At 66.6% G+C, this 21,664-nt stretch carries 20 protein-coding genes and 1 riboswitch; of the genes, 10 read left to right on the top strand and 10 right to left on the bottom strand.

What is annotated here, in order from left to right; all coding sequences use genetic code 11:
- The first annotated feature begins 77 nt into the window (after positions 1-77).
- On the top strand, positions 78-1,376 hold the full coding sequence (locus DTA15_RS38405; protein WP_006483060.1) for a collagen-like triple helix repeat-containing protein: 1,299 nt from the start codon (positions 78-80) through the stop codon (positions 1,374-1,376).
- Positions 1,377-1,488: 112 nt separating this feature from the next.
- Here the strand turns inward: DTA15_RS38405 and DTA15_RS34870 are convergent, their stop codons facing one another.
- A complete protein-coding gene (locus DTA15_RS34870) occupies positions 1,489-1,950 on the bottom strand; it encodes an Lrp/AsnC family transcriptional regulator (RefSeq protein WP_006483067.1) in 462 nt (153 codons plus the stop codon).
- Positions 1,951-2,066: 116 nt separating this feature from the next.
- Here DTA15_RS34870 and DTA15_RS34865 point away from each other — a divergent pair, with 116 nt between their 5' ends.
- Positions 2,067-2,699, top strand: coding sequence for a LysE family translocator (locus DTA15_RS34865; protein ID WP_012493349.1), 633 nt, complete (start codon positions 2,067-2,069; stop codon positions 2,697-2,699).
- A 57-nt stretch (positions 2,700-2,756) separates the two neighbouring features.
- Here DTA15_RS34865 and DTA15_RS34860 read toward each other — a convergent pair whose 3' ends face one another.
- From DTA15_RS34860 to DTA15_RS34850, 3 genes are all read right to left on the bottom strand, one after another.
- Positions 2,757-3,767 carry an alpha/beta hydrolase gene (locus DTA15_RS34860; RefSeq protein ID WP_006483050.1) on the bottom strand — a complete coding sequence of 337 codons (1,011 nt, stop codon included), beginning with the start codon at positions 3,765-3,767 and terminating at the stop codon, positions 2,757-2,759.
- Between the two features lie 22 nt (positions 3,768-3,789).
- Positions 3,790-4,341, bottom strand: a complete 552-nt coding sequence (locus tag DTA15_RS34855; RefSeq protein ID WP_227743158.1) for a TetR/AcrR family transcriptional regulator — start codon at positions 4,339-4,341, stop codon at positions 3,790-3,792.
- 128 nt (positions 4,342-4,469) lie between these two features.
- Positions 4,470-6,398, bottom strand: coding sequence for a TonB-dependent receptor domain-containing protein (locus tag DTA15_RS34850; protein WP_006483015.1), 1,929 nt, complete (start codon positions 6,396-6,398; stop codon positions 4,470-4,472).
- A 217-nt stretch (positions 6,399-6,615) separates the two neighbouring features.
- Positions 6,616-6,808, bottom strand: a riboswitch (cobalamin riboswitch).
- Between the two features lie 412 nt (positions 6,809-7,220).
- Between DTA15_RS34850 and DTA15_RS34840 the strand changes: the two genes are divergently transcribed.
- Entirely contained in the window at positions 7,221-8,045 is an 825-nt protein-coding gene (locus DTA15_RS34840; protein WP_006483043.1) for an SDR family NAD(P)-dependent oxidoreductase, read from the top strand.
- 23 nt (positions 8,046-8,068) lie between these two features.
- Here the strand turns inward: DTA15_RS34840 and DTA15_RS34835 are convergent, their stop codons facing one another.
- The 4 genes from DTA15_RS34835 to DTA15_RS34820 all read right to left on the bottom strand — a co-directional run bounded on the left by DTA15_RS34835 (position 8,069) and on the right by DTA15_RS34820 (position 10,631).
- The gene (locus DTA15_RS34835; RefSeq protein ID WP_006483063.1) at positions 8,069-8,317 is read right to left on the bottom strand and encodes a hypothetical protein; all 249 of its coding nucleotides are present in this window, start codon (positions 8,315-8,317) and stop codon (positions 8,069-8,071) included.
- Positions 8,318-8,434: 117 nt separating this feature from the next.
- Positions 8,435-9,409, bottom strand: coding sequence for a threo-3-hydroxy-L-aspartate ammonia-lyase (locus tag DTA15_RS34830; protein ID WP_006483053.1), 975 nt, complete (start codon positions 9,407-9,409; stop codon positions 8,435-8,437).
- Between the two features lie 65 nt (positions 9,410-9,474).
- On the bottom strand, positions 9,475-10,113 hold the full coding sequence (locus tag DTA15_RS34825; protein WP_006483016.1) for a helix-turn-helix transcriptional regulator: 639 nt from the start codon (positions 10,111-10,113) through the stop codon (positions 9,475-9,477).
- The gene (locus DTA15_RS34820) at positions 10,110-10,631 is read right to left on the bottom strand and encodes a YbaK/prolyl-tRNA synthetase associated domain-containing protein (RefSeq protein WP_006483022.1); all 522 of its coding nucleotides are present in this window, start codon (positions 10,629-10,631) and stop codon (positions 10,110-10,112) included. The genes DTA15_RS34825 and DTA15_RS34820 overlap by 4 nt, the downstream gene beginning before the upstream one ends.
- 405 nt (positions 10,632-11,036) lie before the next feature.
- Here DTA15_RS34820 and DTA15_RS34815 point away from each other — a divergent pair, with 405 nt between their 5' ends.
- Entirely contained in the window at positions 11,037-12,620 is a 1,584-nt protein-coding gene (locus tag DTA15_RS34815) for an isocitrate lyase (RefSeq protein WP_006483004.1), read from the top strand.
- A gap of 72 nt (positions 12,621-12,692) precedes the next feature.
- Here the strand turns inward: DTA15_RS34815 and DTA15_RS34810 are convergent, their stop codons facing one another.
- Together DTA15_RS34810 and DTA15_RS34805 are read right to left on the bottom strand one after the other, a co-directional pair.
- Entirely contained in the window at positions 12,693-13,409 is a 717-nt protein-coding gene (locus DTA15_RS34810) for an EthD domain-containing protein (RefSeq protein ID WP_006483047.1), read from the bottom strand.
- Positions 13,410-13,461: 52 nt separating this feature from the next.
- On the bottom strand, positions 13,462-13,974 hold the full coding sequence (locus DTA15_RS34805; protein ID WP_006483008.1) for a nuclear transport factor 2 family protein: 513 nt from the start codon (positions 13,972-13,974) through the stop codon (positions 13,462-13,464).
- Between the two features lie 212 nt (positions 13,975-14,186).
- Between DTA15_RS34805 and DTA15_RS34800 the strand changes: the two genes are divergently transcribed.
- The 6 genes from DTA15_RS34800 (at position 14,187) to DTA15_RS34770 (ending at position 21,549) form a co-directional block, all read left to right on the top strand.
- Entirely contained in the window at positions 14,187-14,687 is a 501-nt protein-coding gene (locus DTA15_RS34800) for a nuclear transport factor 2 family protein (protein ID WP_006483068.1), read from the top strand.
- Between the two features lie 26 nt (positions 14,688-14,713).
- A complete protein-coding gene (locus DTA15_RS34795; RefSeq protein ID WP_006483006.1) occupies positions 14,714-15,580 on the top strand; it encodes an SDR family NAD(P)-dependent oxidoreductase in 867 nt (288 codons plus the stop codon).
- Positions 15,581-15,590: 10 nt separating this feature from the next.
- Complete coding sequence (locus DTA15_RS34790; protein ID WP_006483036.1) at positions 15,591-16,346, top strand: SDR family NAD(P)-dependent oxidoreductase; 756 nt, start codon at positions 15,591-15,593, stop codon at positions 16,344-16,346.
- An 89-nt stretch (positions 16,347-16,435) separates the two neighbouring features.
- Complete coding sequence (locus tag DTA15_RS34785) at positions 16,436-17,212, top strand: glucose 1-dehydrogenase (RefSeq protein ID WP_006483030.1); 777 nt, start codon at positions 16,436-16,438, stop codon at positions 17,210-17,212.
- 526 nt (positions 17,213-17,738) lie between these two features.
- Entirely contained in the window at positions 17,739-19,604 is a 1,866-nt protein-coding gene (locus tag DTA15_RS34775) for a phosphoenolpyruvate carboxykinase (GTP) (protein WP_006483011.1), read from the top strand.
- Positions 19,605-20,064: 460 nt separating this feature from the next.
- Positions 20,065-21,549 (top strand): glycoside hydrolase 5 family protein, encoded by a 1,485-nt coding sequence (locus DTA15_RS34770; RefSeq protein ID WP_370448170.1) that lies wholly within the window; start codon positions 20,065-20,067, stop codon positions 21,547-21,549.
- Positions 21,550-21,664 lie beyond the last annotated feature (115 nt).

The raw sequence follows: 21,664 nt of genomic DNA, 5'->3' as shown, positions 1-21,664 counted from the left end.
ATGTGAAGGAGGCCCACGGAGATGGCACGCTAGATGCTTGTTGACGTGATCGAGCTGAATAGCGAACGGGGGCTTCCATGCACAATCACTTCATCAAGGCGAATGTTTCACTCGCCGCCATTGCCACTGCGTGTGCGCTCGCGGCGTGCGGCGGCGGTGACATTACGGCGCCGACGCTGGCCGGCAACACCATCGGGACGAGTACGAGCGGGACGAACGGAACCGGTGGTACGAGCGGGACCAGCGGCACGAGCGGCACGAGCGGCACGAGCGGGACGAGCGGGACGAGCGGGACGAGCGGCACAAGCGGCACCAGTGGCACGAGCGGCACGAGCGGCACGAGCGGCACGAGCGGGACCAGTGGCACAAGCGGAACCAGCGGCACGAGCGGAACCAGCGGCACGAGCGGAACCAGTGGCACGAGCGGAACCAGTGGCACGAGCGGAACCAGTGGCACGAGCGGAACCAGCGGCACGAGCGGAACCAGCGGCACGAGTGGAACCAGCGGTACACCCGGCACCAACGGCATCATCAGTTCCGTCGGCGCAGTCGTGCTGGCCGCGGGCTCGACGCTCGGCGACGTGACACTGCCCGGCGTCGGCAAGACCATGACGGCCGGGCCGGCCGACACGGTCACCGGCGTCGGCACGCTCATCCGCGACACGACGAACGCCGTGAGCAACGGTATCGGCCAGATCGGCTTCACGCCGAACCCGGTCGGCACGACGGTGACGGGCCTCGGCACCCTCGTCGGCTCGACCAGCAACCCGGTCAACGGTCTCAGCGAAACGGTGAAGGCGCTCGGCTCCGGCCCGCTGTCGCCGCTCGCGCCGATTACGACGCCCGTCGGCGGTCTACTCGACACGGTGGCCGGCGGCCTGAAGTCGGGCGGCACCATGCTCGGCTCGGCCCTGTCGTCGGGCCCGGTCCAGCAGGCGACGCAGGCGCTCAGCACGGCGATCACGCCGCTCGTGACGACGGCCGGTCAGCTCACGCAGCAGGCCGGCACCGCAACGGGCCTCGGGCAGCCGGTCGCGGGCCTGCTCGGGCAGGTCGGCGGAGCGATCACGTCGGCTGGATGGAAGGTGACGTCCACGTCGCCGCAGCCGATCGTCGGCGCGGTCGGCGGTCTCGTCCGGGCGGTCGGCAACACGGTGACCAATGCGGGCGGCCTCGTGAACCCGAGCGGCCCGAACGGCGCGGTGCCGGTCGCCGGTCTGGTGACGAGCGTGGTCGGCGGCATACCGGCGACCGTGCACGGTGGCGCCGAGACCGGTGCGAGCGGCGGCGGCTCGCCGCTGGGCGCGCTCGCCAACCCGCTCGCGCCGGTGACGTCGCTGGTGGGTGGCCTGCTCGGCGGCGCGGTCGGCAAATAGCCGGCTCGTGCCGATCGCCATGCGGGAACCCGGCCGCATGACCGGAGACGACGGCCATCGGTCGTCTTCGGTCCCGGCCGGGACCGGCGATGGAGCCTGAAACCGCGGCCCGCTACCTGCGCGTGTCGCCGGGCTTCGACGGCGGCCGTGCGAGCCCGCGCGCCGGCAGCGGCGTCGACATCACGATCGACGTGCGCGTTTCGCCGTACAGGTTGATGCGTTCGATCAGTTGTTCGAGATGAGCCATGCTGACGGCGACCAACCGCATCACGTACGAATCCGCCCCCGTCACGTGATGGCATTCGACGACTTCGGGAATCGTCTCCAGCAGTTTCAGGAACTTCGCTTTCGCCGGTTGCTGCACCGTGATGCCGATCAGCGCGCTCACCGGATAGCCTGCCGCGGACGGGTTGATCCGCGCGGTGTAGCCCTCGACCACGCCGGCTGCTTCAAGGCGCTTCACGCGTTCCGTCACCGCCGGCACCGACAGGTGGACCTGGCGCGCGAGCTCCGTATAGCTGATGCGTCCGTTGTCCTGCAACAGCGCCAGTATCTTCCAGTCCAGATCGTCCATCGCGGCGGGCGTTTTTAAGGTGGAGTGCCTATTTTTCCTTAAAAACCGTATTCAGCGGGGGCCGGACTTTCCCTACGATGCCTGTTCGATCCACTGGATGCTGCAAGGGGCAGGCGATGCTGTTCATCAAATCCGTCGTGATGGGGTGGTCGATCGCGGCGCCGGTCGGCCCGATCGGCATGCTGTGCATTCAGCGCAGCCTGAGCCGCGGCTTCCAGGCGGGATTCGCGACGGGCATCGGCGCCGCATGCGCCGACGCGATTTACGGCCTGCTCGGCGCGTTGGGCGTTGCGGGCCTCGTCACCGCGTTCCCGATGCTGACCGTCGCCCTGAAAATCGGCGGCGGCGCGTTTCTCGTCTGGCTCGCGTGGACCATCGCGCGCCAGGCGCCGGCCGCGCCGGCGGGGCAACGCGAGCTGCCGCGTACGACGGTCCTGCGCGATTTCCTGACGACGTTCGGCCTCACGCTGTCGAACCCGATGACGATCGTGTCGTTCGTCGGGATCTTCGCGGCGCTCGGCCCGCTGCCGGGCACGCAGGAAGGCGCGATGGGGGCCACCGTCGGATCGATGGTCGCCGGCGTGTTCATCGGTTCGGCCATGTGGTGGCTGTGCCTGAGCAGCGCGAGCGCCGCGCTACGCACGAGGCTGTCGTTCGGGTTCATGCACGGGCTGTCGCGCGTGTCGGCGGCGATCGTCGCGGGATTCGGCGCGATCCAGCTGGTCGCGGGCGTGCGCGGACTGATCTAGACGCGCGGGGCAGCGCAGCGATCCCGGCCGATGCCGATGTCGTTGCCGGGTGCGTTTCTATTCATCGCCGGCTCCATTCGATGCGTGCATGTGCGCGTGCACGAAGCGCGCGATTTCCTGGCTCAGCTCGATATCCTCCGGCGCGCCCATGAATCCGCCGTGCGGCATCCCCTCGAACACGTGCAGCTCGGTCGGCACCTGCGCGCGTCGCAACGCGCGATGCAGGCGCACGGCGTTCGACAGGAACAGGTCGCGCGTGCCGCTCTGGATGAAGGTCGGCGGGAAGCCGGCGGCGAAATCGCCGAACAGCGGCGACAGGTACGGACGCGCGAGATCGGCGCCGTTCGCGTAGAGCAGATTGTTCGCCATCAGCGGCCCCGGCAACACGACGTCGACCAGGCGGTTGGTCTCGAAGCTGTCGCCGGATTCGGTCAGGTCGGCTTCCGGCGACAGCAGCACGAGCGCGGCCGGCAGCGGCAGGCCCTCGTCGCGGGCGCGCAGCACCATCGCGGCGGCGAGATTGCCGCCGGCCGAACGGCCGCCGATGACGACGTGTTCCGGTGCGTAGCGCTCCAGCACGTAGGCATAGGTCGCGATGCAGTCGTCGAGCGCGGCCGGATACGGATGCTCGGGCGGCATCCGGTAGTCGACGCCGTAGCAGCGCACGCCGAGCCGGTCGGCCTGCATCTGCGCGCCGGCACGGCACGCGGCGCCACCGCCGACGACCAGCGCGCCGCCGTGCAGGTCGATGGTCGCATAGGCGCTGGAAGCCCCAGCTTCCGGTGTCGCGACATGCACGTCCGCGGCGCCGACGCGGATCGTCTCGACGCTCGAACGCAGATAGCCGGCGAGCTGCTCGACCGCGGCCGCGTAATGTGCGTCGGCGCTGGCCTTCACGCGCATCCATGCGTCGATATCGTCCGGGGCCGGCATCACGTGCAACGCGTTCAGCGGCACGCCGTCGTCGCCGGTCAGGCGTTGCAGCGCGGCGCGCGCTTCGTCGCTGATCGAGGTCGGGAAGGGAACGACACGGCTCGGCAGTACGACGCCGTCGGGTTTGTCTTTCATCGCTCGGGTTCCGTTCGGTGCGTCAGGCGGCCGACGGCCAGTGACGCAGCATCACGTCGAGCGCATCGAGGCTGCGCGACCACGACGCGTCGGAATCCGGTGCGCTGTGCGAGAAGCCGCCGGCGCTTTCGAGCGTCACGTAGCCCATGAAGAAGCCGCCGAGCAGACGGATCGCGTGCGCCTGTTCGGTTTCCGGCAGGTCGTAGCCGCGCAGCACCGCCGCCGTCATCCTGACGAGCTGCCCGCCCGCGCTTTCGGCGGCCCGTTCGGCGCTCACCGGATGGCGCGCGGCCGCAAAGCGGCCCGGATGCGCCCGCGCGTAGTCGCGATAGACGTTCGCGAGCGCGGCCAGCGCGTCCTTGCCGGTGCGGCCGGCCAGCGCGTCGGTGGCGCGATCGGCCAGCTCCTGCAGCGCGAACAGCGCGATCCGGCTCTTCAGATCGTCGAAGCTCGGGATATGGAAATACAGGCTCGCCAGCTTGACGTCGAAATGTCGCGCGAGCGCCGCGCCGGTGAGCAGCTCGAAGCCGGTTTCATCGGCGAGCCGCGCGCCGGCTTCGACGAGCTTGTCCACGGTAATGCCGGCACGCGCCATGACGAATGCTATGCGGATTAGTCAAAAAACTAATTCTATTAGGTTTGGCCGCGATGTCAATTTTCCGCGCGTGCCGGCGTGGCGCTTCATGCGGATGCGTGAGCTCGTCAGAACGTATAGCTGACCTTGCCGAACGCGGTGCGCCCGAGCGTGTTGTAGCCGTACGCGGTCATGTACTGCCGGTCGAACAGGTTCGACAGCGACGCCGACACGGTCAGGTGCGAATTGATCCGGTACGACGCGCGCAGGCTCACCGTCAGGTACGACGCCAGATACTGCCGGTTGGCCGGATCGTCGAACGTCGAACCGCCGTACAGCAGCGACGCGCCCGTGCTCAGCGCATGCAGCTTCAATTCGTCCCACGTGTGGTCGACGTTCAGGCTGACCGTCTGGCGCGGCCGGCGGCTGAGCCAGGTCTGGTTGGTCTCGTCCTGCGGATTCAGGATGCCGACCGCGATGCTCACCGGCGTCGAACGGCCGATCGTCCCCTTGTACGACAGGTCGATGCCGCGAATGTGCGAACGGCCGATGTTCATCGGCGAGAACGTCGCCGGGTTGTAGGCGATCAGGTTGTTGACGCGCGTATCGTAGATCGCCGCGGTGAAGGTGCCGTACGCCGTGTTCGCGTCGAGCGCGGCCTCGACCGACGTGCTGCGTTCCGGGCTGAGGCTCGGATTGCCGTAGCCGGGATAGTACAGGTCGTTGAACGTCGGCAGGCGGAATGCATTGCCGTACGACACGCGCGCCGTGTAGACCGGCGTGATCGCCCACGACAGCGCGGCGTTGCCGGTGTTCACCGCTTGCCCGGCGACGATCTCGTGGCGACCCGCGACGAACATCGTCACGCTGCCGAGCGTCGCCGACTGGTGCAGCGAGAACGCGGAATCGTTGCGCGTCGGTACGCCACCGGGAATGTCGACCGGCAGGAACGCCTGTTCGCGCGTGAAATCGTAGGCGAGCTTCGATTCGCCCGACAGCGGCAGGCCGAACAGATGAAATCCGTGCGCCTGATGGGTCAGCGACGTCGACGTGCTGATGCGTTGCGAATTGATCTGGTCCGTCGCGAGGGCCGGGTTGTCCGCGTAGATGAACTGGCGGTCGTTCGCATAACCGAACGACTGGTCGAATTGCGTATCGGGCGTGATGTCGAGATGGAACGCGACGCCGGTCGTCAGCTGGTGATCGAGCTCGCGATTCGCGTAGCCGCTGTTGTCGTAGGACAGGTCGGAGCGGTGGTACAGCGCGAACGTCGAGATCGACCAGTTGTCGCGCGCATAGCCGAGCCGCGCGTCGAGATCCTGCGCGTGATACGGATTGCGGCCGTCTTCGTGACCGTAGAAGAACGGCCGCGTCGCGTCGATGCCGGCCGTGTTGTAGTCGTGCAGCCCGAGCGAATAGGTGAGCCCGCCGAGCGCGGCCAGCGGCCCCGTCGACGGCACCGTGCCCGACGTGCGGAACCGCGTGTCGAACGTCTTGTTCGTGCCGCCGCCGAACGACACGGTGGTCTGGTTCGGCTGTTGGGCGGCGCGGCGCGTGAAGAGTTGCACGACGCCGCCCATCGCGTTGTTGCCGAACGACGCGGCGGCCGGCCCGGAGATCACCTCGACGCGCTCGAACGCGTCGGTCGGCAGGTCGGCCCACGGCGCGATGCCGGTGGTCGGCGAGCCGATCCGGATGCCGTCGATGAACACGGCGACCTGGCTCGCCGACGAACCGCGGATGCTGACCGACGCGGACGAGCCGGGCCCGCCGTTCTGCGTGACGGTCACGCCCGGCAGCGTCGCGAGCGCCTGCGTGATGCTCGGGTCGGCCGGCGACAGCCGGTCGAGATCGTCGCGCGTGAGCACCTGGGTCGACGCGTAACGCCGGTCGAACGATTCGGGCAGGTGCCGCGTGTCGGTCACGCTGATCGTCGGCAGGTCCGCCCCTTCCGCGGGCCCGGCGGGCTGCGCAGGCGCCGTGTCGCCGGCCGCATGGGCGAGCGGGGAAAGCAGCGCGGTGGCGGCGGACGTGGCGAGCAGGTGACGAAGGTTCATGAGACGGCGGGACAAAGCGAGTAGCGGGTACGGCGATCGTGAGCGGAGGGCGGACAAGCAACGGATGCCGACGGCGTGTCGGTGCGACGCTTCCGGCCGGGAAGCGGATTCGGGAACGATGGACATCTGGTGGATCCTGAGGTCGGGTCGTCCATGCAACGGGCGACCACCCGGGGGCGGCGCCTGGCGCATCGGGACACCCCGCCCGGTGCGGCTGCTGGACCTCGGGTCGATGGCAGGTCTCCTGGCTCGCGGGTCGTCGTCCGTGCGGGCCTTCCCGGTTTCCCAGTGGCATGCGGTGGCACGGATTCGCCGCTCACAGTTGCGGGGGCAGCCGCAGCTTCGAGGCGTTGCCTCGCCTGCGTTCCCTTTTGATCCCATCCCTGGGAACCATCAGCGCGCAAGGGTAATGGCGTGCGTTCGCGCACGTCAATCGTCCGGCTGCCTGCGGATGCGAAAAAACGTCATTGTCCGGCGTCAGCTTTCCGGATCCTTTCGTTTCATGCGCGCGGGCCGTGCGTCTGGTCTGACGAAACGGGGCGAGCGCGTGCCCTCGAGCCGGAACCGGCTCGGCGCGTTGCGCGGGCCGCGCTTCCCTCGACAGCTTCCCGTTCGAACCTGCCGCTCGCGTGCGCGATCTCGTTCAAACGGGCGAAGCGGAACCCGGGCGCGTATTGCACCGTGTGGATATCGCGGGTTCGAGCTGAACGGCCCGCACTCGATGACAGGAGACATCATGACCGATACCCGAGGCCGGTTCCTTGCCGGCCAGTGCACGCTCGCGCAGCGCCGCGCATCCGACCCGACAGGACGTTGACCGACATGACCGATTCGATTCGCTTCGACGGCGGCACCGCCGTGATTACCGGCGCGGCCAGCGGCATCGGTAGCGGGCTGGCGCGCCACGCGGCCGCGCTCGGCATGCGTGTCGTACTGGCCGATCTCGATCCGGCGAAACTCGACGCGTTCGCCGCGACGCTCGACACCGACGTGCTGTGCGTGCCGACCGACGTCAGCCGGCCGGAAGCCGTCGACGCGCTGGCCGAAGCCGCATGGCGGCGCTTCGGCGGCGTCGACCTGCTGTTCAACAACGCGGGCGTGATGGCGACCGGCTTCAGTTGGGAAATCACGCCGGAGCGCTTCGAGCGCAGCTTCGCGATCAACGTGCACGGCGTGCTGAACGGGATTCGCAGCTTCGTGCCGCGCATGCTCGAACGCAACGCACCGGCGCGGGTCGTGAACACCGCATCGGTCGGCGGCTTCCTGCCGAGCCCGCTGATGTCGCCGTATTCGGCGACGAAATTCGCGGTGGTCGCGCTGACGGAATCGCTGTACGGCGAACTGAAGATGCTCGGCGCACCGGTCGGCGTGTCGCTGCTCGCGCCGGGGCCCGTGCTGTCGGGCATCTTCAACGATCCGTTCGGCGCCGCGCACGACCGGCCCGAGGTGCGCGGTTTCGTCGACACGATGCGCACGATGCTGAACGCGCACGGGCTCACGCCCGACGCGTTCGCCGAGCGGGTATTCGACGGTATTCGCGCCGGGCGCTACTGGCTGATTCCGCAACCGGAGACGCTCGACGGCGCGCTGCAGCGGCGTACCGACGACATCCTCGCCGCCCGCGATCCGTCGCTGCCGTCGTTCTGAATGCCGGCGGCCGGCGCGTGTCGTTACATATGCGTGCCGGCGTGCGTGCGGCCGCCCGGGTCGCCGCCGCGATCGGGCGGCGTATTGTTCTGATCGATCTTCGCGAACACGAAGCCGACGGGCGGCAACGCGGCGGGCGAACGGTGCGTCGCTTGCGCGACTGCGGGGGCCGGCGATGCGGCGGGAAAACCGGATGACGTCACGCCCGGTTGAGCGAACGCCGACAGGGAAGCGGCCGCCAGGGCGGCGGCGACGATCGCGTGCGTATTCATGGTGACTCCTTCACGACTGACTTCACGACGACGTAATCAGTCTAGGGCGCGAAACTTAACGCGACGTGAAGGGTCGGCGGCGCGCGCATGACAGGATCTTCATGCGCGCCGCGACGGTCAGGCCGGTGCCGACACCAGCGCGCAGAAGTTCTCGAGATCGACGTTGCCGCCGCTGATCACCACGCCGACGCGCTTGCCCTGCAGCGCATCCTTCATCCGTCGCACGGCGGCGAACGACAGGCAGCCGGTCGGCTCGACGACGAGCTTCATGCGCGTGGCGAAGAAGCGCATGCAGTCGACCAGTTCCGCGTCCGTCGCGGTCAGGATGTCGTCGACGTCGCGGCGGAGGATCGGGAACGTCAGGTTGCCCAGGTGCTGCGTCTGCGCGCCATCGGCGATCGTGCGCGGCGTGTCGATGTGCACGATCGTGCCGGACCGGAACGATTGCTGGGCGTCGTTGCCGGCTTCGGGCTCGACGCCGTACAGCTTCGCGTGCGGCGACAGCGCCCGTGTGGCGAGCGCGGTGCCCGACAGCAGGCCGCCGCCGCCGAGCGGCGTGAATACCGCGTCGAGCGGGCCGACTTCGTCGAACAGTTCCTTGGCCGCGGTGCCCTGGCCGGCGATCACGTCCGGGTGATCGTAGGGCGGAACCAGCGTGAGCCCGTGCTTCTCCGCGAGTTCGCGCCCGATCTGCTCGCGATCCTCGGTATAGCGGTCGTAGGTCACGACGTTGCCGCCGTAGCCGCGCGTCGCGGCCATCTTCGCGGCCGGTGCGTCCTGCGGCATCACGATCGTCGCCGGAATGCCGAGGATGCGCGCCGAAAGCGCGATCGCCTGCGCATGGTTGCCCGACGAGAACGCGACGACGCCGTGCCGGCGCTGTTCCGCGCTGAAGCGCGACAGTGCATTGAACGCGCCGCGGAACTTGAAGGCGCCCATGCGCTGCAGGTTCTCGCACTTGAAGAACACCTGCGCGCCGAGCGCGTCGTCGATCGTCCGCGACGTCATCACCGGCGTGCGGTGCGCATGGCCTTCGAGCCGGGCCGCGGCGGCGGCAACGTCGTCGTACGTGGGGAGAGTCGGAGAGTTCATGGTCGCTAGAGATCGAAAAGGTCAGTCAACGGGAAATTCGAAACGGGACGGCAGGGCGCGCGGCGTCACTTCGCATCGTTGTAGACGGTGGCGCGCGAGACGCCGAGATGCTGCGACACGATTTCCATCGCGCGGCGCACTTCGAGGAAGCCGTCGGCCTTCAGCATCTGCATCAGCTCGCGGCGCTGGTCGGTCTTCAGCTCGCGCGGCGTCGTCGCGAGGCGCGTCGCGAACGCGTCGATGCGTTGCCGGATCGCGTCCGCGCCGGCCGGGTCGAGCGTTTCGACGACGGTCTCGCCGTCCGTGCGGCAGAACTGGTTCAGCATGCCCTGGAAGCCGCGGAACAGCGTGACGTCGGCATTCAGGCACAGCGCGGCGACGTAGCGTCCGGTCGAATCCTTGATGCCGATCGACGTGCTTTTCGCGGTGCGGCCGTCGGCGAAGCGGTTCGGGTAGTTCGCGAGCACCTGCGGGAAATCGTCGTCGGCGATGCGGGCGAGGCCGAGCTCGGTCGCGGGATCGCCGACCGCGCGTCCGGACAGGTTGTTGTGGATCGCGAGGATCGCGTGTTCCGGCGTGCGCAGGTCGTGCACGACGACCTCGGTGAACGGCGCGAACATCGCGCCGAGCCCTTCGGCGATGCGCTGCACCTGCTCGATCAGCGAGGCCTGTTCCGACGGCCGTGGTGTGTCGTTCGTGCTCATGCGTGGTCCTGGGGAGCCGGGGTGTCCGTCGTTTCCGATCGCGTGATGTCGGCCAGCAGCGGGCGCGCGATCCGGACGTAGTCGGCCGCGTCGAGCACGACCGAGCGGTCGAGCCGGCCCGCGTTGAACGCGATCTCGTCATTGTGTTCGACCAGTGCGGGATCGACGACGAGCGTCACGTTCGAATCGAATGCGAACGGCGGCACGGCGCCCATCACGCAGCGCGTGACGGCGGCCGCGACGTCGGGCGACGCGAGCGTCGCCTTGCGCCGGCCGAGTGCATCGGCGACCTTGCGGAAGTCGATCTTCAGGTGGCCGGGAATCACCGCGAGCGCGGTGGCGTCGCCGCCATCCTTGAACGTGCAGAGCATCGCCTTCGCGCCCTGTTCGGGACGGGTGCCGCGCAGCGCGGCGATCGCGTCGGATTTGCCTTCCGCCGGATGCTCGAGCACGCGGAAACGCGCGCCGGCGGTATTCAGCAGTTCGCACAGCGTGTCGAAAACGGGCGAGTCGTTCATGTTGCTCCGGAGCAGGCAGGCCGGCGCGCCGATGCGCGCGGATCAAAGAATTGTCCAAGTATAGACGTTTTGTCATGGCTGTGACAAAGGGGGCGCGCTCGTCGTTGCCCGACCGCGGCCCAGGCATGTCGTTCTTCAGCAGCCGAAAGGGAATTTCATATTGCGGGATACGCGCCGGATTCCTGTCGCCGCGTTTTACCGCCGCTTGAAACCGTGTTTTGCATCGCAAAAACGCCTGGCTATCTCATTGAAAAACAACAGAAATTTATATCTTATGTCTTATATAAGACTTGACCGAAATTTCGCTGGACAGGATTACTATTGAGTCCATGCAGTTCGCTTCGTCACACGCGGCGGGCACGCTGAACCCTTTACTCAAATGCGCTTCGTTCCCAGGAGATAGACATGTCCCAATATCAAGACGACATCAAGGCAGTGGCTGGTTTGAAGGAAAACCACGGCAGCGCGTGGAATGCCATCAGCCCCGAATATGCCGCCCGCATGCGTGCCCAGAACAAGTTCAAGACCGGCCTGGACATCGCGAAGTACACGGCGAAGATCATGCGCGCCGACATGGCCGCGTACGATGCCGATCCGTCCAAGTACACGCAGTCGCTGGGTTGCTGGCACGGTTTCATCGGCCAGCAGAAGATGATCTCCATCAAGAAGCACTTCAACAGCACCGAACGCCGCTACCTGTATCTGTCGGGCTGGATGGTCGCCGCGCTGCGCTCGGAGTTCGGCCCGCTGCCGGACCAGTCGATGCACGAAAAGACTTCGGTCAGCGCGCTGATCCGCGAGCTGTACACGTTCCTGCGCCAGGCCGACGCCCGTGAGCTGGGTGGCCTGTTCCGCGAGCTGGATGCCGCGAAGGACGCTGCCGCCAAGGCCGCGATCCAGCAAAAGATCGACAACCACGTCACGCACGTCGTGCCGATCATCGCCGACATCGACGCCGGCTTCGGCAACGCGGAAGCGACCTACCTGCTGGCCAAGCAGTTCATCGAAGCGGGCGCGTGCTGCATCCAGATCGAAAACCAGGTGTCGGACGAGAAGCAGTGCGGCCACCAGGACGGCAAGGTCACGGTGCCGCACGAGGACTTCCTCGCGAAGATCCGCGCGATCCGCTACGCATTCCTGGAGCTGGGCGTGGACGACGGCATCATCGTCGCGCGTACCGATTCGCTGGGCGCCGGCCTGACCAAGCAGATCGCCGTGACGAACCAGCCGGGCGACCTGGGCGATCAATACAACTCGTTCCTCGATTGCGAGGAACTGTCGGCCGACCAGCTGGGCAACGGTGACGTCGTCATCAAGCGCGACGGCAAGCTGCTGCGTCCGAAGCGCCTGCCGAGCAACCTGTTCCAGTTCCGCGCCGGCACGGGCGAAGCGCGTTGCGTGCTCGACTGCATCACGTCGCTGCAGAACGGCGCCGACCTGCTGTGGATCGAAACCGAAAAACCGCATATCGCACAGATCGGCGGCATGGTCAGCGAGATCCGCAAGGTGATCCCGAACGCGAAGCTGGTGTACAACAACAGCCCGTCGTTCAACTGGACGCTGAACTTCCGTCAGCAGGCGTACGACGCGATGAAGGCAGCGGGCAAGGACGTGTCGGCTTACGACCGCGCGCAGCTGATGAGCGTGGAATACGACGAGACCGAACTGGCGCAACTGGCCGACGAGAAGATCCGTACGTTCCAGGCCGATGCATCGCGTGAAGCAGGCATCTTCCATCACCTGATCACGCTGCCGACGTACCACACGGCCGCGCTGTCGACCGACAACCTGGCCAAGGAATACTTCGGCGACCAGGGCATGCTCGGCTACGTGGCCGGCGTGCAGCGCAAGGAAATCCGTCAGGGCATCGCCTGCGTGAAGCACCAGAACATGTCCGGTTCGGACATCGGTGACGATCACAAGGAATACTTCAGCGGCGAAGCGGCGCTGAAGGCCGCGGGCAAGGACAACACGATGAACCAGTTCTGATCGTCGTCCGACCCGAAGCACGAAGCCAGCCCCGCGGGGCTGGCTTTTTTTTGTCTGCCCGAGCCTGGCACGTCACCCGCGCACGGCCTTCACGACGTACTGGCTCGTCGGCACCACGTCGATCTTGTCGAAATCGATGAAGCGCCCGCAACTGTCCATCATCTCGGCCACGTTGCGCTGGAACTTCTCCTCGTCGCCGACCGCATCGAAAAACGCGTGCGGATCGGTCATCGCGGCGGCCGGGAAGCATTCCTCGACGATCGCGTCGTAGCCGGGCGCCGCATGCGTGAGCGCACGTACGACGACGTTCTGCACGTACAGGAAATTGTCCTGCGTATCGATCGCGACACGCGTGTGATGGCCGTGCCACACGTCGAGCCACGCTTCGTGCGTGAGGCGCGGCGGGCGCTTCAGGAATGCGAGCTGCGAGAAACCGGTCGTACGCTCGCCGGGCCGCGCGGGGAAGCGCGTGTTCGGAATCGGCTGCGACTCGGTGACGAGATACGCGGCCATGTGCGGGACCACGGCGCGCACCGCGTCGTCGAACGGCTGGCGGAACATTGCGTTCGCGCTGTCGACCCATACCGCGACGATCCCGTCGATGCCCGGCTGCGTGTTGGTCTGCTTCAGGCCGGCGGCGGGCGCGACGTCGGCATCGGCGACGTTCACCTGCACGCCGTGCGCGCCGAGCGACAGCAGCCGGTCGGCGAGCTGCGCGCGTACGCCGCGGCTCCACTGATCGGGCGCGACCTGTGCATCGCGCCACAACACGTAAATGACTTTCTCCATGGTTCCGGCTCCGGGAAGGGAATGACGGGAGCGGCGGCGCGGCCGCCGCGGTTCAGGAAGCGGTTTCGGTCGATCCGGCCGCTCGATGCGCACCGGGGGCGAAGCGGTTCGCGGTCAGCGTGAACGACGGTGGAATCGGCGACGTGACGGTTTCGAACAACCGCTCGTGGCGCGTCGCATGAATGCGCCATACGCCGTCGCGCTTCACGTACTGGTCGTCGTAGAACGCGGTGCCGTGCAGCAGGTAGTCGTCGTCGAGATTGATCGCGTGATCCTCGAGAAACCAGATGCCGCATGCGTGCTCGGCCGACACCAGCGTGAGCTCCGGGTGATGGCCGTGATGCATCGTCAGGAAGGTCGGCTTGCCGATCAGTTCGCGCAGGCTCGACACGAAGGCGTCACGGCCGTCGTACGCATACCGGCCGCCATACAGCCGCGCCTCGCAATCCTCGGTCAGGCACGCCGCGAGCAGCGTCCAGTCGTGCGTGTCGACCGCGCGGAAATACCGGTACTTCAACTGACGGATCTGCTCGTATTCGTGGAGCATGCGGGTCGTGTCGTCCATCGGCGTGTCTCGTGGTGGTGTCGTTCGATGGTAGGGACGAGGCCGCCTGCATCACATCGTCTGTTCGGACGAAAGCCGCGTGCGCATGCGCGCCGCGCTGCTTCGACGAAGCGCCGGTTTCATCCGAACGGGTGATGGCCGACGCAGCGCGCGGCGGTAACGTGGCATCGACGCGGCCTTCGAACCGCGCGGGCACCGAACAAGGAGACGGGATGACCCTCATCGAATCGCTGGAAACGCGCGTGCGCAGGCTCGAGGACGCCGACGCGATCCGCCGGCTGAAGGCGCGCTACTTCACGTGCTGCGACCGCAAGGATCCGCAGGGCATGCGCGACTGCTTCGTGGCCGGCCCCGTGCAGATCGATTACGGCCGGATCGGCACGTTCGACACGCGCGACGCGCTCGTCGACGTATTCGAGCGGCTTGGCTGCCATCCGCACATCGTTGAAATGCATCACGGCGTGAATCCCGACATCACCGTGATCGACGACACGCAGGCGCGCGGCACGTGGGGCCTGCATTACCAGATGATCGACACGCACGCGCGCACGCTCACGCAGCTCGGCGCGACCTACGACGACGTGTATCGCAAGGTCGACGGCGAATGGAAGATCGCGGCCACGCGCTGCGTGGTCACGTCGACGCTGTCGGCCCGCTACGAAGGCGACGCGCCGGGCGTGCTGTTCGCCGGTGCGCAGCCGCCGGCTGCGTGATGAACCTTCCACAGGAGACATCGAACATGACACAGAACCACGATGCGCCGGTTGCCGTCGTGACGGGCGCATCGCGCGGTGCCGGCAAGGGTATCGCGCGGGCGCTCGGTGCGGCCGGCATGACCGTCTACGTGACGGGCCGCTCGCAGCGCGAAGGCGATGCGCCGCTGCCCGGCACGATTCACGAGACCGCACGCGAGATCGACGCGCTCGGCGGCCGCGGGATCGCGGTGGCCTGCGACCACGCGGACGACGCACAGGTGAAGGCGCTGTTCGAACGTGTCGGGCGCGACGGCGGGCGGCTCGACATCCTCGTCAACAACGCGACCTACCTGCACGATCAATTGATCCTGCCCGGCCCGTTCTGGGAAAAATCGCTCGATCTGGTGAACATCCTCGACGTCGGGCTGCGCTCCGCGTACGTCGCGAGCTGGCACGCGGCGCCGCTGATGGCGAAGCGCCGCAGCGGGCTGATCGCGTTCACGTCGTCGTTCGGCGCGAGCTGCTACATGCACGGCGCGGCGTACGGCGCGCAGAAAACCGGCGTCGACAAGTTCGCGAAGGACATGGCCGTCGACCTGAAGCCCTTCGACGTCGCGGCCGTGTCGATCTGGATGGGGCCGCTGCGCACCGAGCGCACGACGCGCGTATGGGAGGAACATCCGGATCTGTACAAGGAGTTTTCGCTCGTCGCCGAAAGCCCGGAATTCACGGGCCGCGTGATTCATGCGATCCACGACGATCCGCGGCGCATGGCGCTGTCGGGGCAGGTGCTCGTCGGTGCGGAAGCCGCGTTGCAATACGGCATCGCCGATCTCGACGGCAAGCAACCGCCGTCGTACCGCGAACTGCTCGGCGGGCCGGTGCAGGCCCATCCGGCGATCGTCGCCTGAAGGAGCACGCATGGGCATCCTGAACGGCAAGGTCGCGCTCGTCACGGGCGCGGGGCAGGGCGTCGGCCAGGGCGTCGCGCATGCGCTCGCCGCCGAAGGCGCGCACGTCGCGGTGGTCGGCCGCACGCGCGACAAGCTGCTCGCGACGTGCGAAGCGATCCGTGCGCGCGGCGGCCTGGCCGACGCGTTCGTTTGCGACGTGATGGACGCCGCGCAGATCGCGCGGTGCGTCGAGGCCGTCGTCGAGCGGTGCGGCGGCGTGCAGATCCTGATCAACAACGCGCAGGTCGTGCCGCTCGGCCGCCTGCTCGACGTGAGCGACGCGGATTTTCTGGCGGGACTCGAATCGGGGCCGATCGCGACGCTGCGGATGATGCGCGCGTGCCATCCGCATCTGAAGGGCGACGGCGTGATCGTCAACTTCGCGTCGTCGGCCGCGGTGCGCTGGGATGCGTCCGGTTACGGCGCGTATGCAGCGACCAAGGAGGCGATTCGTGCGCTGACGCGCGCTGCCGCATGTGAATGGGGCGCGGACGGCATCCGCGTGAACGCGGTCGCGCCGCATGCGTTGTCGCCGGGCCTGAAAGGCTGGATCGATGCGCATCCACAGGAAGCGGCCGCGTTCTTCCGCACGATCCCGCTCGGCCGCGTCGGCGATTGCGAGCAGGACATCGGGCGCGCGATCGTGTTTCTCGCGAGTCGCGACGCCGCGTATCTGACGGGCGCGACGCTGCCGCTCGACGGCGGACAGGCGTACTGGGGCTGACGTCGCACGGCGTGTGCCCATCATCAATTCGGCAGCCGCGCGCATGCGTGCGCAGCGCTGCCGGCAAACCGGAATCGAGAGAGGACGACATGGGTCGACTGGCAGGCAAGGTAGCGATCGTCACGGGCGGCGCGCGCGGCATGGGCGCCGCGACGTGCAGGCTGTTCGTCGAAGAGGGCGCTCGCGTGGTGATCGGCGACGTGCTCGACGCGGAAGGCGAAGCGCTCGCGCGCGAACTCGGCGACGCGGCGCGCTTCGTGCGGCTCGACGTGGCCGACGAAGCGAGCTGGGCGCGCGTGGCCGAGGCGGCCGTCGAGCAGTTCGGCCGCATCGACGTGCTCGTCAACAACGCGGCCGTGCTGACGTTCGGCGGCATCACCGAGCTGTCGAAACGCGATTTCGAGCGGGCGGTGTCGATCAATCTGGTCGGCACGTTCGTCGGCATCCGCACGATCGCGCCGCGCATGATCGCGCAGCAGAGCGGATCGATCGTCAACATCTCGTCGGTGGACGGGCTGCGCGGCGTGAATGCGCTGGCCGCGTACGTGTCGAGCAAATGGGGGGTGCGTGGGTTGACGAAGGTCGCCGCGCTCGAGCTCGGTCACCGGGGCGTGCGCGTGAATTCCGTCCATCCGGGCGGCGTGAACACCGCGATGTCGAACCCGACCGGCGCGCCGCTCGAGGAAATCAACCGGCACTATGCGAACGTGCCGCTGCAGCGCGTCGGTTTGCCCGACGAGATCGCACGCGCGACGCTGTTCCTCGCGAGCGACGAAGCGTCGTACTGCAACGGTGCGGAACTGTCCGTCGACGGCGGGATGGCGGCGGGCGCGTATTACCCCGGATTGCCTGGCGCACCGTTTTGAGCGGGGACGTGTGGCGGGCATTCAAACAGGATGTTTGTGTACGCAACCTAATTCAGGGTTTGCCTGAGTAGCGAAAACGCGAATTCGCGCGGCGCGCGTTTGCGTCGCGAGTACGCACGAGCGGCAGGGTGAAATTGCCGCTCGTGCGAAACCCTTGCGGGGCGGCCGTCGCGGCCGTTTCGTCCCCAAAGCCCGCGCGACCACGCCTGTAAAAAGGACCTGTCTGCAACGCGCATGCCGGCGCGCCGTCACAGTTGTTTCTTGTTGCAACGCAACGCCCGCCCAATAACGGCGATGGTATGCTGGCCGGCATGGAGTTGTATGGCAGGTTGCTTGCATGGCGAAACTCGCGTTCGCACCCTCTAACGAGACTTCACCTTCTCTCGCACGCATCGCGGCATCGACGCGCGCTCCGCTCGCGCGTCCCGTCCTGCGCGCCGCATCCTCCTGCGCTCCGCACGCATTCCCCATCTCGCGGGCCCGCCCCGCATCCCCCATCCCCGCCCAATAATCTGGAGACATTCCCATGTCGCAAAACACCATGGCCGAAGCGACACACGGCCCGCTGATCGCTCCGCCGGCTTTCGTCAAACATCGCAAGCTGATCGACTGGGTATCGCGTATCGCGGCACTCACGGAGCCCGAGCGGGTCGTGTGGTGTGACGGCTCGCAGGAAGAATACGATGCGCTGTGCCAGGCGATGGTCGATCAAGGCACGCTCAAGCGCCTGAACCCGGCGAAGCGCCCGAATTCGTATCTTGCGCAATCCGACCCGTCGGACGTCGCGCGCGTCGAGGATCGTACGTTCATCTGCGCGGCCTCGCGCGACGACGTCGGCCCGACCAACAACTGGATTGAGCCCGCCGAAATGCGCGAGACGCTCAACGGGTTGTTCCGCGGCTCGATGCGCGGCCGCACGCTGTACGTCGTGCCGTTCTCGATGGGCCCGCTCGGTTCGCCGATCGCGCACGTCGGCGTCGAACTGTCCGACAGCCCGTACGTCGCGGTGAACATGCGGATCATGACGCGCATGGGGCGCGACGTGTACGACGTGCTCGGCGAGGACGGCGATTTCGTGCCGTGCGTGCACAGCGTCGGCCATCCGCTCGAAGCCGGCCAGCAGGACGTGCCGTGGCCGTGCAACCCGGTCAAGTACATCGTGCATTTTCCGGAAACGCGCGAGATCTGGAGCTTCGGCTCGGGCTACGGCGGCAACGCGCTGCTCGGCAAGAAGTGCTTCGCACTGCGCATCGCGTCGACGATGGGCCGCGATCAGGGCTGGCTCGCCGAACACATGCTGATCCTCGGCGTGACGTCGCCGGCCGGCAAGAAGTATCACGTCGCGGCCGCGTTCCCGTCCGCGTGCGGCAAGACCAACTTCGCGATGCTGATCCCGCCGCAGGGCTTCGACGGCTGGAAGGTCACGACGATCGGCGACGACATCGCGTGGCTGAAGCCGGGCCGCGACGGCCGTCTGTATGCGATCAACCCGGAAGCCGGATTCTTCGGCGTGGCGCCGGGCACGGGCGTGAAGACCAATCCGAACGCGATCGCCACGCTCAAGGACAACGTGATCTTCACGAACGTCGCGCTGACGGAAGACGGCGACGTGTGGTGGGAAGGGCTGACCGACACGCCGCCCGCGAAGCTGACCGACTGGCAGGGCAATCCGTGGACGCCCGACATAGCCAAGGAAACCGGCCGCAAGGCCGCGCACCCGAACTCGCGCTTCACCGCGCCGGCCGCGCAGTGCCCGTCGATCGACGACGACTGGGAAAACCCGGCCGGCGTACCGATCGACGCATTCATCTTCGGTGGCCGCCGCTCGACGACGGTACCGCTCGTCACCGAGGCGCGCGACTGGGTCGAAGGCGTGTACATGGCCGCGACGATGGGTTCCGAGACGACCGCGGCAGCCGTCGGCCAGCAGGGCATCGTGCGCCGCGATCCGTTCGCGATGCTGCCGTTCTGCGGCTACAACGTCAGCGATTATTTCGCGCACTGGCTCAAACTCGGCAAGCAGCTCGAAGCCGCCGGCGCGAAGCTGCCGAAGATCTATTGCGTGAACTGGTTCCGCAAGGATGCGAACGGCAAGTTCGTGTGGCCGGGCTTCGGCGAGAACATGCGCGTGCTGAAGTGGATGCTCGATCGTCTCGAAGGCACCGGCGGTGGCGGCGAGCATGCGTTCGGCGTGTCGCCTGCGTATGAAGACCTGCACTGGGACGGCCTCGATTTCACGCGCGATCAGTTCGATGCGGTGACGTCGATGAACGCCGACGAATGGCGCGAGGAGCTGAAGCTGCATGCGGCGCTGTTCGAGACGCTGAAGCTGCGCTTGCCGGCTGAAATGACCGACACGATGAAGAAGATCGAGCAGCGTATCGGCGGCTGACGCGGTACGCATCGTTATCGACCCTGACGTCCCGCCGCCGGCGTTTGTTGCCGGCGGCGGGACGTTTTTGTTTCTTCGCTTCGCGTGGCGAACGATTTTTGCTGGCCGGCACAGCCTGTCTCGCGACAGCCCGTTTCGCATATTCCCCGACATGGATGAGTGCGATAACGCACGCTTGCGCGCCGATCGATTCGGGACAATCACGACTCGTCCGTCGACACAGCGACGTCGTCGGTTATCGGATTGGGCGCGCCGTTTCTCGTGTCGGAATTTGGCTGCGAAATTGGCGACGCTCCGATACAAACTCCTGGGGGCGTTGATGATTGCTGAATCGATGAGGTGGCTATCGGACGTGGCGGGTCGTGTACTGTCCGGCCGCCGGAATGGCCGATCGAACTCGAGTTCGGCCGGCTTCGTGTGCATCGCATTCGTCGTCGTGCTGCTGGCTGGCCGACCCGCAATGGGCCAGACCAATACGCCGGTGCCTGCCATCAACCTTGGCAGCGAAATCAACGACATCATCAATCAGAACGCCAGCAACCCGACGCAAGCGATCAACAACTACATGGCCGGTCTTGCCGCGACGAATGCTCGCTGGGTTCGGATCGATATCAACTGGGCGCGCATTCAACCGTCGCAAACCAGCATTGACGTCAACGATCCGAATCCAGGCAGCGGCAGTGGACTGAACTGGGGCGTGACGGACACGGTTATCCGTGCGGCACGCAACAACGGGCTGCGAGTGCTGGGCTTGATTTTGCTGACCCCGCCGTGGGCGGCCAGTTCGAAATGCTCGGGCGGCTATCAGCAGGCGAACGGCGTTCCGTCATGGCTGTGCGCACCGGACCCAACTCACTACACCAACTTTGCTCGGGCCGCGGCCAAGCATTACGGCAGCGACAGCTATGGCGGACAGGTCGACGCATGGGAAATCTGGAACGAACCGAATTGCGGCATCGATTTCATGCCTCACGATCCGGTGCTGTATACACAGATCCTGAAGAGTGCATATCCGGCGATCAAGCAAGCGAACCCGGGCGCTTATGTGTATGCGGGCGGAAGCGCGGCCTGCACGACGTATCCGAACAACACGAGCGGTGCACTGCCACCGAACGGCGTGGCGGGACTCGTCGATTCGAGCAGCCCGGGCTATCCCGCCCCGACGCAGTGGGATCCGCGCGATTGGCTCGCCGTGATGTACGCCAACGGCGCGCACGGGTATTTCGATGCGCTCGCCCATCATCCTTACTGTTACTCCGACGACTGGCAATCGGCTCAGGACCAATGCCCGAGCACGGCGCTCAACTCGACATATCCGCAATACTCGAATGCGTTCAACATGATGTGGCATACCTTTTCGTCGCCGTCGTACGCGTGGCCGTCGAGTACCGGTAATACGTTTTCGAGTTATACCGGCACGAGCTTGCGTGACCAGATGAACGCAGCCGGTGATGGCGCGAAGGCCATTGCGTTGACCGAATTCGGTGCGCCGACGACCGGTACGGACGGCGCGACCAACTTCACCGGAACGTTGGGTGGCTCGTCGACGCAATATACGAATGCCAATTTCCGGACCATGCAGAATGCGCCTTTCCTCACGCAAGCAAACCAGGCGCGTGAATACCGTGCGCTGATGGCATGGATCGCGCAGCAACCGAAGGGTGCATACGGTCCGGTGTACGCATACTGCTATTCGGATATGGCGTTGTCGATGCCGAACAGCACGAACATCTACGAGCCGTACTTCGGCATCGTGACGCTCGGTGCGACGACTGGTTCGACGGGTACCCCGGGCACCGCGAAGATCGAAGGAACGCCACAGGCGAACTCGAGTGCGTACTACCCCGCGTGGCCTGATTTCGGAATCAATGCGCGGGCCGCGGCGGCAGGCACCACGGGCTATGCACCGATCGGTCCGGGCTGGTTCAATGCGTTGGGCAAATAGCCGTATTTCAGCGACTGGAAGGACGTGTAGGTCGCACGAGAAATCGTGGTTCCGTTCGAGACGCTGAAGCTGCGCTTGCCGGCTGAAATGACCGACACGATGAAGAAGATCGAGC

Source organism: Burkholderia cenocepacia (assembly GCF_900446215.1).
Classification (GTDB): domain Bacteria; phylum Pseudomonadota; class Gammaproteobacteria; order Burkholderiales; family Burkholderiaceae; genus Burkholderia; species Burkholderia cenocepacia.
Note: the sequence above shows the minus strand (reverse complement) of the source record. Positions and strands in the feature narration are given on the sequence as shown.